Here is an 11,294-nt window from a genome sequence, read left to right as displayed (position 1 = left end):
TCGTGGTTACCGTAACGGGCACAGTATTGATGCTGCGTGGCGTCGTGAGGCGGTGGTGTAAGTGCCCGAGCGGCGATTTGTGTGTTCGCTGGACGACCTGCCGCCCGGCGGGATGAAACTGGTCGACGTCGGGAAGTTCGGCGTGGGCGTGTACAACGTGCGCGGCGAGTTGTATGCGATCGTGAACTACTGCTCGCACGAGGGCGCTCCGCTGTGCCTCGGCCTGCTCGGTGGCACCACCGAATTCGCCCCCGACGAACCCGGCGGCTTGCGGCGCGTCCGCGACGGGCAGATCGTTCGATGCCCTTGGCACAACTGGGAATTCGACATCACCACCGGGCAGAGCGTCGCCGATCCGACCCGGCGTATCCGCACCTATCCGGTCGACATCACCGACGGGGAGGTGTACCTGACCGCATGAGCCCGTCGATCATCGATGCCAACGTGCAGCCGCATTTCCGCTCCAACGCCGAAATCCGGCGCTACCTGCCGGCCGCCCACAAACTGCGATCGATCCCCGACGTCGAACAGCAGTGGTATCAGGCACCCGGCGGCGATTACCGGCAAGACCTCTACGGGGAGCACTACCCGGGATCGGACCCGGACACCGTCCGCCGGCACCTGTTCACACGGGGCGTCGAATACGCCATCCTCAACCCGCTGACCCGCGGAAACATCGCCGACTACCTTCTCAACAGCAGGATCTGCGCGGCGGTCAACGACTGGCTGCTCGACCGCTGGCTGGACCCCGATTCCACGGACAGATTCCGGGGCACCATCCGCGTCAATCCCGAAGACCCGAAAGGAGCCGTCGCCGAGATCGAGCGCCTGGCCGGCCACCCGAAACTGGTACAGGTCGGCGTCCCGATGCAGTCCCGCGAGCCCTACGGCAAACCGATGTTCGAGCCGATCTGGGAGGCCGCCGCCGCCCACGGACTGCCGGTGGCGGTGCACATCAACGGCGGCAACGGCGTCGACTATCCACCCACCTTCGCCGGGCACGCCCACACCTATCCGGGATACGCGGCGTTCATGCCGCTGAACTACTTCGTGCACCTGGCCACCCTCATCGTCGAGGGGACGTTCGCCAGGCACCCCGGCCTGAAGTTCGTCTTCGCCGACGGCGGCTACGACATCCTCACCCCGTTGATCTGGCGGCTGGACACCTTCTGGGTGTCGATGCGCGATCAGACGCCGTGGGTCGACCGCTACCCGAGCGAATACCTGCCCGGCCACGTCAGGTTCTGCTCCTCGGCGTTCGACGGGCCGACCGACGCCGGCGACGCGCAGCGCTGGATGGAGTTCACCAACAAGTCCGACCTGCTGATGTACGGCTCGGCTTATCCGCATTGGTCGACCTCGGCGCCGGGGAGCGTCGCCGAGGGCCTCGATGCCGCGCAACGCGAAAAAGTGCTGTGGCGAAACGCCAGTGAGCTATACGGGCTGAAGGAGCGTGTCCGATGACCACGATCGAACGGGTCGGAGCGGCTGACCCGTCTAAGAGCCACGGCGACGAAATCGCCGTCACCATCGTCGACACCGATGTGCACCCGTTGCCCGTCTCGACCGACGTGCTGAAGTCGTACGCGGCGCCCGAATGGGTGGACAGGATATGGCCGACCGGCAACGCGGTCGCGCCGGTGCCGCATTTCTACGACACACCTGATTCGTACAAGACCATGTCGTTGCGGATGGACGCCGCCCCGCCGGGTGGCGGGTTCGCGGGCAGCGACCCCGAGTTCGCCGCCAAGCAACTGCTGCTCGATGCCGGCGTCAGCATCGCAACGCTGGAGCCGATGTGCGACGCCCAACTGCCACAGGCCGAACACGTTCTGAAATCCGCCTATAACGACTGGCTCGCCGATGTCTGGCTCGACAAGAACAACGGGCACGGCCGCTGGCGCGGATCCATCAGCGTCAGCGCCCAGACCCCCGAGCAGGCGGCCCGCGAGGTGGAACGATGGGCGGGACATCCGTACATGGCCCAGGTGCTGATGACACCGCAGACCCGTGGGATTCCCTTCGGCAACCCACATTTCGACCCGCTCTACGAGGCCGCGGCGCGCAACGGATTCCCGGTGGCTACCCACCTGATGGGGCAGACGCCGTTCGAGCTGATCCCGCTGTATCCGGTCGGCAATCCCGCGCACTGGCACGACTTCTTCGCCTCCTGGCCCCTGCTGTACGTCTCGCACCTGATGAGCCTGGTGTTCGACGGCGCGTTCGACCGCCACCCCGAGCTGCGGGTCGTGTTCGTCGAAGGCGGATTCACCTGGGCGATGCCCGTGATGTCGCGGATGGATCGCATCTGGGAAGCCCGCCGCGGCGACCTGCCCCACGTGCGGCGCCGCCCGTCGGAGTATGTGCGAGAACACGTTCGGTTCACCACCCAGCCGCTGGAAGACGCTGACACCGTGCAATTCCGCGAGTACCTGGAAATGATGGATCTGGGCGACAACCTGATGTTCTCGACGGACTACCCGCATTGGAGCTACGACTCGCCGACCTACGCGATCAACCGGTTCCCGCCCGACCAACGGGAGCGGATCATGCGCGGCAATGCGACCGCTCTGTATGGGCTACCGGCGACGGTCAAGGCGCTCCCCGGAGAACGGTGAATCCGGGCAGCGCTCAAGGGTGAAACACCGCGTCTTTTGCCGCACGGAATCGCGGGTCTACCTTGAAGAGGGTTTCCGGCGCCCCTCGCGCCGGGACCGGACGAAACCGCAATCCATGAGCCCGGAAGACGAGAAGGCATGACACAGACGAATCTGTCGCGGCCGCAGGGCCTTACCCGCATCGACCCGGTGCTCCGGGAGGCCGCCACCGCGCTCGGCGTCGTCGAATTCCGTGCCGAAACGCTGCCCGCCGAACGCGAACACGCCAACCGGCGCGCCGCCGAGCGCGCCGCGGCGGCCGACACCGAGGGTGTGGCCATCGAAACGCGCACCATCACCGGCCCGGGCGGCCACCAGCTGAACCTTCGTCTCTACCGCGGTCCCGACCTGGATCGAGGGGGATCGGGTTCCCCCCTCGTCCTGTACGCCCACGGAGGCGGCTTCGTGACCGGCAACCTCGACACCGACCACGCGCAATGCGCAGAGCTCGCCAGGGAGGGCGGCTGCCTGCTGATATCCGTCGACTACCGGCTCGCGCCCGAGCATCCCTGCCCGGCGGCATTGGACGACGTCGAGGCGGGCTTCTATTACGCCATCCGCAATTGCGCAGCGCTGAACGTGGACGTCAACCGCATCGCGGTGATGGGCCGCGACGCGGGTGCGGCTCTGGTCGCGGGCCTGGGTCAGCGCATGTTCGACGACGAAGGCCCGCAGATCCTGGTGCAGATCCTGCACCAGCCGATGCTCGACTCCGACGCCACCCAGTCGCGGCGCGAGTTCCAGCGCACGCCCGGGCTCAACGGGCCGGCGGTGAGCCGGGCGTGGGGTCATTACCTCGGGCACGCGGGCGCCACCGGTCAACACGTCCCCGCGCACCGGGCGAACCTCGAGGGCTTGCCGCCCACGTTCATCAGCTGCGCGGAGATCGATCCGTGCCGCGACGAAGCCATCGACTATGCGAACAGGCTGTTGCACGCCTACGTGCACACCGAATTGCACGTCATCGCAGCGGCATTCAACGGATTCGACTCGCTGGTTCCCGATTGGGTTGTTTCTCGGGAGAACCGGGCCTTGCACGCGCGCACGCTGCGGCGCGTGTTCGCCATATAGCGGCGAACGGCGCTATCGACGGAACTCCGGTATCTCTTACCGTAGCGCCCATTGCTACGATCGGAGACGCCGGCGAATTCTCTCCACGAGAGGCAGCATGACGACACTCGACTCTCCCGAAAGGACGCTGTTCACCTCGACGACCCAAGCCTTTCTGGAAAAGGAAGCGCCGCTGAGCCGTGTGCGGGAGTTGCACGCCGCGGGGGTGTCTTTTGATCCTGCCTGGTGGCGGCGCGCCGCGGAGCTGGGCTGGACGGGGCTGTTGGTGCCCGAGGAACTGGGCGGCGGCAGCATCTCGGACAGCGGTCTTGCGGACCTGGCCATGGTTGCCGAACAGCTCGGAAAGACGGTGGCGCCCGGGCCCTTGTATCCGGTCAGCGTCGTGCTGGCCGCACTCGTCGAGTGCGGGGACCGGCAACCGCACGCCGGCACCATCGAGGCGCTGATGTCCGGTGAAACCGTGGCGTCGTGGGCCGTTTCGGAACCGGGCCGGGGCTGGGCGCCGCTGAGCCCGTCGGTGACGGCCACCGCCGTCGATTCGGGTTTCCGGATCGACGGCACCAAGGACCGGGTCGAGGCCGCCGCGCAGAGCGAGATGCTGCTGGTGGTGGCGCGCTGCGGTGACGGTCTCCGCCAGATTCTGGTCCCCGCGGACGCGCCGGGAGTCACCATCGAGCCCCAGCAGTCGGTCGATCTGGTCAAGCACTACGCCCGGGTGCGTTTCGACGGTGTCGTGGTGGGGCCCTCGGCGGCCGTCGGCGCGCCCGCCGAGACCGCTGCGCTGGTCGACCGTCTGGGCCACATCGCCCTGACCCTGCAGTGCGCCGAGGTGGTCGGCATCCTGCAGACGGTGTTCGACCTGACCGTCCGGTGGGCCCTGGACCGGCACACCTTCGGACGGCCGCTCGCGTCCTACCAGGCCCTCAAGCACAGATTCGCCGACATGAAACTGTGGCTCGAGGCCTGCCGCGCGACCACGGCCGCGGCGGTCGCCGACGTCGCCGCCAACTCACCCGCGGCGGGACTGTCGGCCAGTGTCGCCAAGTCCTACGTGGGTGAGATGGCCGGCCGGATCGTGCAGGACTGCGTGCAGATGCACGGGGGAATCGGGGTCACCTGGGAGCACGACCTGCACCTGTACCTGCGCCGAATCACGTTGTACCGCTCCATGTTCGGGACGCCCGAGGAACACAACCTGCGCGTGTACGAATACGAGAAGGCGGGACGTTCGAACAGATGACGTCCACCGAATCCGTCGCCGAGTTCGCGGCCCGCGCCAGGTCGTGGCTCGCGGACAACATGCCCCCCATCGACCCCGAGTCGCCGCCGCCCGCGCCGCGTGACGACGAACGATCCTGGCGGCGGGCCCGAGAACTGCAAAAGCGGCTCTACGAAGGCGGATTCGCCGGGATCTGCTTCCCGCGCGAGTACGGCGGCCTCGGCCTGGACTACGAGTACCAGAAGGCATTCGACGCCGAATCCCTGGCCTACGAGATGCCGCTGATCCTCAACACCCCCACCTTCACCATCTGCTGCGCCACCCTGCTCGACACCGGCAGCGAGGAGCAGAAGAGGCGGCATATCGGCGCGGCGCTGCGCGGCGACGAGGTGCTGGTGCAGTTGTTGTCGGAGCCCAGCGGGGGATCCGATTTGGCCGGTGTCATCACGCGGGCCGAGCGGCGCGGCGATCGCTGGGTGCTCAACGGCGCCAAGACGTGGAGCACCAGCGCCTTCGCCGCCGACTACGGGCTGTGTCTGGCCCGCACCGACTGGGATGTGCCCAAGCATGAGGGCCTGACCATGTTCCTGGTGCCCATCGCCCACCCCGGAATCACCTTGCGGCGCATCACCATGTTGAGCGGTTCCACGGAGTTCTGCGAGGAGTTTCTGGACGGGGTGGACGTCGGCGACGACGCCGTCGTGGGTGAGGTGAACGACGGCTGGGCGGTGGCGTCTCGACAGCTCTACCACGAGCGGCGGGCGGTGGGGCAGGGGTCCGAGTTCGCCAGCGGGAGCGGTAGCGAGGGCGGCAACGCCAACCCCGTCGACTATGTAAGCCTGATCGAGAAGACGGGCCAGGCGGGTAATGAACGCCTGCAGGAAATGGCGGGCCGCGTCCTGGTACAGCGCGCGGTGGCCGAGCAACTGATCGGTCACGTGTACCGCAGCGTCCGGGACGGCGCGCTGCCCCCGGCCGCCGGCACGCTGATCCGGTTGTTCCACGCCGAGACCGTGACCCTCGATGTCGACACCGCCATGGCGGTCGCCGGAAGCGCGGGCGTGGTCGGGGAACCCGGCGACGGGCTGGAAACGGGGCTGCGCTACCTGTCCCGCCAGACCGTCGCGATGGGCGGCGGCACAACGGAGATGGCGCGCAACGTCATCGGTGAGCGGGTGCTGGGCTTCCCGCGGGAATACGCGGCCGACCGCGGCGTGCCGTTCAAGCAGGTGCGGCACGGCCAGCGGTCCGACCGTCCCTAGCCCTCCGCGACCAGATTCTCGGTGAGACCGCCCACGACCGGGAGCTGCACCAGCGTCAGAACGTGGTGCGCCGGACTTCCGGGCGGGGCCAACAGCACGTACTCGCTGCCCTGACGGTGGGCTCGGTCCCGGCCGGCGGCCAGCGCGCTGACGCCGGCCGAGCCGAGCTGGGTGACGGCGCTGAGGTCGATCGTCAACGGCGCCACACCGGAACGGCTTTCGACGGCGATCTGCCGATCCAGCGTGGATGCGCTGATGGAGTCGACGTCGCCGCTGACGACGATGCGGCCGGGTTCGGCGACCACCGAGACGAATTCGGAATTGACCGAGCGGTGCTGATCCGATCGGTTGACAAGCGTGTCGGTGACGAAATTGGCCGGCCGAGACAGGCAATGCGTCAGGGTGGCGGTCGTCCCGTCGGGCCCATGTGTGACGTGCGCGCTGGACACCAGGGCCTCGGCCATGGCAAGGCCGCGGCCGCGACCCTGCTCGCCCTCGCGGTGATCCTTCCACTGGCCGTGATCGATGACCGAAGCGTAAAGTTTGCCGTCGCCGGCCAGTGCCGCCTCGACGACGATGCCGTCGGAAACCTCTGTGCCGTAACCGTGTTCGACGGCGTTCTCGACGAATTCCGAGATCGCGTGCACGATGTCGGAAATGTCGTCGGAGTCGGCGCCGACGTCGGAGAGCCATTGCCGCAGGCGGCCGCGCACGGCGCGCGCGGCCTGAATGGTTGCATCCACTGTCATGTGAAGCGGTGGCGGCGGGGTGCGCCGCTGCGCCGCCAGGAGCGTGATGTCGTCGTTGTAACCGGTCGGCCGCAGCAGCAATTCCAGGGTCTCCGCGCAGATGCGGTCGATCGGACGCGCCGAGGACTCGATGACGAAGCCGCCCTGGCCGCCGGCGATGGTCGCGGCCAGGTCGGCGAATTCGGCGGTGCTGGCGGCCAGCGGCCGGCCCGGACGTTCGATGAGGCCGTCGGTGTACAGCATGACCGCGTCACCCACGTCCAGTAATTCGGTGCGCACCGGAAAACCCGTGCCGCTGCCCAAGGGGCCGGCGCCGGACGGCACGAGGTACCGCGCGTCGGCGTCCGCCCCGACGAGCAGTGGCGGTGGGTGTCCTGCGGTGCAGTACTGGAATTCGCCCGTGGTGAAGTCGAGCGAGCCCACGCACACGGTGGCCGACCTCGACCCCGGCACATGTTCGTGGAAGCGGTCGAGGGCGGCGAGCGCCTCGGCGAGCGGGTAGCCCGCCAGGATCTGCATCCGCAGCGCGGTGCGCAGTTGCGACATCACCGCGGCGGCCTCGACGCCATGGCCGACGACGTCACCGACGATGAGAACCAGTCTGTCCCCGAGGGGGATCGCATCGAACCAGTCGCCGCCCGCGGCCGTGTCCTCGGCGGCGACGAGGTATTCGGCCGCGACATCGGCGCCGGGAACGACCGGTACCGACGGCGCCAGCAATGCCTGCTGCATGACGGTGGCCGAATCGCGGACGTTGCGGTACCGCTCGGACAACTCCTGCATCCGGGACTCGGCGGCCACCCGTGCCCGCACCCGGTCGGTCACATCGATGAAGGCGAGTTGCACACCCTCGATCGAGCCGTCGTCGTCGCGCCGCGCCGTGACGATGAAATCGAAAAAGTGTTCTTGCGCCGTTCCCGAGCCCTCGAAGTCGGCCTGCACCCGCCACTCGGTCCCCGACTGTGGCTCGCCCGTCTCGTACACGCGGTCGAACATTTGTATGATCCGCTGGCTCTCCAGCTCGGGATAGACCTCGCGCACGAGCAGGCCGATGGTGTCGATCGGCGGGCTGAGTGTGCGGTAAGCGGCGTTGGCCGCGATGAAGCGGTGGTCGGGCCCCTCGAGGCCAACCAACAGGGCGGGAATGTGATCGAATACGCGGCGGACGTCGTCGCCCGCACCCACGGTCTTGTCCCAGTTTCTCTCGCCCGCCATTTTGGCCGTTCCTCCTACGGACCCTTTCTCGGACGGAGTCCCGCAAGCTGGTCATAAAGCGCCGGACACGCGCCACGCGCAGGCATTAAGAGTATCAATGGCGCCCGGTTGCTCACTGCAGCAGTTTCCTCGCGTGGCGCGCGCAAAAGCAGCTCGCAGATTCCGTCCGGTGATTAAACCAGTGCGGTTTGTAGTTACTCGGCGCGGGTATCACGCGCTCATGGTCGATGTCGTCCCGCGGCGGTTGATCTCGGCGTGGCGAAGCGTCATGTCTGCACCGGTTTTCACCCTGAACGGCTGGGTCGCCTTCAACCTGCCGCGAACGGTGACCGCATTGGGCGCGTCGCTGTTGGCTGGTCTGGTGGCAGTCCATGCCTATGTCTTCCTCACGGAACCGGGTGTGCCCGGGTACTTCGTGGCCTACGCGGCTGTGCTGGCCATCTGTTGCCTGGCGGCCGGGGCGGCGATGATGTTCGCCCTCAAACCGCACGTTCCCGAGGCGGGCTGGTACTTCGGCAGCATGGTCTGCCTCGCCTTCGTCGCGGTCTACCTGGCCAGCCGGTGGGTCACCCTCCCCGGCCTGGAAGCGCTGACCGGCCGATGGGACGTGGCACCGGGAACGTTCGCTTTCGTGTTCGCCGCGGGCTTCATCGCGGTGCATACGACGGTGCTGTCCGGCATCAATGTGGCCTATCCCCAACGGCAGCACTGGTACGACTGACTGGAGTCCCGCCATGACGACGCTTGACTACCCGGTGTGGCTGCGGGTGGACCACTGGCTCAATGTCCTGTTTCTGACGCTGCTCCTTCGCAGTGGCATGGAAATCCTCGCCACCCATCCGAAGCTGTATGGGCACGACGACAGCAAACCCGGCACTGAATGGGCGCGCTTCACCCGCAAAGTCATGCCACGTGATCGGCTATACGACACCCTCGACGAAGAAGAGGACTATCACCCGGTCATCGCGCTGCCCGGCCATGCCCAACTGGGCATCGGGCGGCACTGGCACTTCATCTCCGTCATCGGCTGGATCCTGCTGGGGCTGTCGTACTACATCCTGCTTTTCGCGACCGGCCAATGGCACCGGTATTGGCCGTATTCCTGGTCCATCTTCTCCGAGGCATGGAACGACATCGTCACCTATATGTCATTCAACCTGCCGCCGCTGCTGCCCGGTGAGCCCCTGGACGCCATTCAAAAGCTGACCTACGCCGGCGTCGTTTTCATTCTCGCGCCATTCCAGATCCTGACGGGGGCGGCACAGTCACCGGCGATCGAGGCGCGGTTTCCGTGGTACGTGCAAATGTGGGGTGGGCGCCAGAAAGCGCGCAGTCTGCATTTCCTCGGGCTGGTCGCTTTCATCGTCTTCATCGCAATCCATCTGTCGATGATCTTCTTCTGGGGCTGGGGCCGGCTCACCGCCTTGATGATCTTCGGTTCCGTGCGCAACGCCTATTGGGCGACGGCGCTGTCGTTCGGGATCATCGGTGCCATCATCGCCATCCACTGGGCCGCCACCAGCTGGAGTCATCACAGTCCGCGGTCGGTGCAGCGCGTACTCGGGGCAGTGACCACCGGTGCCCGGCTGCTGCTGCTGCGCCCGCTGAACTCCCGGCAGAATTACCCGCAGAGCAAAATCTCCGAACAACACCGAGTCAACGGCAAGCCACCGACGAGCATCGGCTTCAAAGTGATGGCCGCGCACAACTTCGTCGACTGGCGACTGCGGGTGGGTGGGCTCGTCGAGAACCCGGTGACTTTGGATCTGGCCGCGCTGCGGTCCCTGGCCGAGCCCGAGACGCAGTGCGTCATGCACAACTGCGTGCAGGGCTGGACCAGCATCGCCGAATGGAAGGGCCTGCACCTGGGCCGACTCGTGGAGTTGGTGCGGCCCCTGCCCCAGGCAAAGTACATCTGCTTCCTCAGCATGCAAGACAACAGCACCGACGAACCGGCCTCGCACGGGGGCGGCCAGTTCTACGAAGTCATCGATCTGGAGTTCGCGCGCAAGCCGCAGACACTACTGGCATACGAAATGAACGGGGTGCCGTTACCGATCAAGCATGGCGCGCCGTTGCGGCTACGGGTCGAGACACAGGTGGGCTTCAAGATGACCAAATGGATCAACCAGATCGAGTTCGTCGAGGACTTCGCCGGCATTGGCTTTGGCACCGGAGGCTGGCGCGAGGATCGCGTCTTCTACGACAAGGACGTGGAGATCTGAGATGACCGACATGACCGAGGCGGCTGGAAAGCAGGCTCAGTCGCGGCCCGAGTTGATCGGTTTGGACCCCGCGGCGCGTCAGCGGGTGCTGGAACTCATCGCCGTCAAAGGGGGGCATTGTGAGGCCTGCGGCGCCACCGACTTCACCGTCGGCGATGCGATGATCATGGGCTTTCTGTTTTTGGACGAGGACGCCGACGCCTACCTGGTGGCACTGACCTGCCGCAACCCCGAGTGCCCTAAGCCCAGGACCGCGATCCGCTTGTCCGGCAAGGATTTTCTGTCCGAGGAGCAGCAGGCTTGCGCGATGTCACTGAGGTCCTCGATCGCCTGACAGAAGCTATGCGCGACCGAGACGCCGCCATCTCGTCGCGCGCCGCTGCCGACCATCGGGGCGGCCGTTCTCCCAAACCGTGAGATTGGGACGCGCCAGCTTGAATCTTTCGATCAGGGGCGAGGCCGCTCGCAACTCGTCACACAGCGATTGGAATCGGCGTTCGTCGGCGTCGTCCAGCAGGCCACTGGACATGTAGTGCGCCATGCGTGGCAACCGCCCGGCGAGCGCGGTTCCCCACCGGACGCTCAGGTCGTAGATGTCTTCGTCTCCGAAGACGTCGTCCGCTAGCTTCTGGTCGCCGAGTTCCCTGAGCCTGCGGAGTTGCTCCGTGAGGAACTCGAGGTCGTCGTCGATGCTCACCCGCAGAGGACTTTCCGGTGCCGCGCTCATGGGGCCCTCCTTTTTCCGCCGTACCACGTCTGGGACCGCTCTCGCCGGTGAATACCCTGCGCCGGCTTCCCTACAACATGCGGCGCGGCGGCGAAAGATGCATCATGCAACAGTTGCATACGCTGATTGTTTACAGGGTATCTACAGGAGTCGATACGTGCATTCCCAG

11 protein-coding genes are annotated in these 11,294 nt (G+C 66.5%); 9 read left to right on the top strand and 2 right to left on the bottom strand.

Annotation, left to right across the window (positions count from 1 at the left end; genetic code table 11):
• The first annotated feature begins 61 nt into the window (after positions 1 to 61).
• The 6 genes from AWC03_RS03610 (at position 62) to AWC03_RS03585 (ending at position 6,209) form a co-directional block, all read left to right on the top strand.
• Positions 62 to 421, top strand: coding sequence for a Rieske (2Fe-2S) protein (locus AWC03_RS03610; protein WP_085239149.1), 360 nt, complete (start codon positions 62 to 64; stop codon positions 419 to 421).
• On the top strand, positions 418 to 1,464 hold the full coding sequence (locus AWC03_RS03605; RefSeq protein ID WP_085239148.1) for an amidohydrolase family protein: 1,047 nt from the start codon (positions 418 to 420) through the stop codon (positions 1,462 to 1,464). The genes AWC03_RS03610 and AWC03_RS03605 overlap by 4 nt, the downstream gene beginning before the upstream one ends.
• Complete coding sequence (locus AWC03_RS03600; RefSeq protein ID WP_085239147.1) at positions 1,461 to 2,618, top strand: amidohydrolase family protein; 1,158 nt, start codon at positions 1,461 to 1,463, stop codon at positions 2,616 to 2,618. The genes AWC03_RS03605 and AWC03_RS03600 overlap by 4 nt, the downstream gene beginning before the upstream one ends.
• A gap of 138 nt (positions 2,619 to 2,756) precedes the next feature.
• Positions 2,757 to 3,728: an alpha/beta hydrolase gene (locus AWC03_RS03595; protein ID WP_085239146.1), complete on the top strand. Its 972-nt coding sequence runs from the start codon at positions 2,757 to 2,759 to the stop codon at positions 3,726 to 3,728.
• Positions 3,729 to 3,825: 97 nt separating this feature from the next.
• On the top strand, positions 3,826 to 4,968 hold the full coding sequence (locus AWC03_RS03590; protein WP_085239145.1) for an acyl-CoA dehydrogenase family protein: 1,143 nt from the start codon (positions 3,826 to 3,828) through the stop codon (positions 4,966 to 4,968).
• Entirely contained in the window at positions 4,965 to 6,209 is a 1,245-nt protein-coding gene (locus AWC03_RS03585; protein ID WP_085239144.1) for an acyl-CoA dehydrogenase family protein, read from the top strand. The genes AWC03_RS03590 and AWC03_RS03585 overlap by 4 nt, the downstream gene beginning before the upstream one ends.
• Here the strand turns inward: AWC03_RS03585 and AWC03_RS03580 are convergent.
• Positions 6,206 to 8,173 (bottom strand): SpoIIE family protein phosphatase, encoded by a 1,968-nt coding sequence (locus tag AWC03_RS03580; protein ID WP_085239143.1) that lies wholly within the window; start codon positions 8,171 to 8,173, stop codon positions 6,206 to 6,208. The two genes, AWC03_RS03585 and AWC03_RS03580, sit on opposite strands and share 4 nt — an antisense overlap.
• A 220-nt stretch (positions 8,174 to 8,393) precedes the next feature.
• On the opposite strand from AWC03_RS03580, the gene AWC03_RS03575 reads away from it, so the two are divergent.
• Genes AWC03_RS03575 through AWC03_RS03565 form a run of 3 tightly spaced genes read left to right on the top strand, consistent with a single transcriptional unit; the run spans position 8,394 to position 10,732 of the window.
• On the top strand, positions 8,394 to 8,894 hold the full coding sequence (locus AWC03_RS03575; RefSeq protein WP_085239142.1) for an oxidoreductase: 501 nt from the start codon (positions 8,394 to 8,396) through the stop codon (positions 8,892 to 8,894).
• Between the two features lie 13 nt (positions 8,895 to 8,907).
• Positions 8,908 to 10,398, top strand: coding sequence for a molybdopterin-dependent oxidoreductase (locus AWC03_RS03570; protein WP_085239141.1), 1,491 nt, complete (start codon positions 8,908 to 8,910; stop codon positions 10,396 to 10,398).
• A gap of 10 nt (positions 10,399 to 10,408) precedes the next feature.
• Positions 10,409 to 10,732: a hypothetical protein gene (locus AWC03_RS03565; protein WP_085239239.1), complete on the top strand. Its 324-nt coding sequence runs from the start codon at positions 10,409 to 10,411 to the stop codon at positions 10,730 to 10,732.
• A 6-nt stretch (positions 10,733 to 10,738) separates the two neighbouring features.
• On the opposite strand, the gene AWC03_RS03560 is transcribed toward AWC03_RS03565, so the two are convergent.
• Positions 10,739 to 11,125, bottom strand: coding sequence for a hypothetical protein (locus tag AWC03_RS03560; RefSeq protein ID WP_085239140.1), 387 nt, complete (start codon positions 11,123 to 11,125; stop codon positions 10,739 to 10,741).
• Positions 11,126 to 11,294: the final 169 nt, after the last annotated feature.

The sequence above is a fragment of the Mycobacterium europaeum genome (assembly GCF_002102155.1).
GTDB classification, from domain to species: domain Bacteria; phylum Actinomycetota; class Actinomycetes; order Mycobacteriales; family Mycobacteriaceae; genus Mycobacterium; species Mycobacterium europaeum.
Note: the sequence above shows the minus strand (reverse complement) of the source record. Positions and strands in the feature narration are given on the sequence as shown.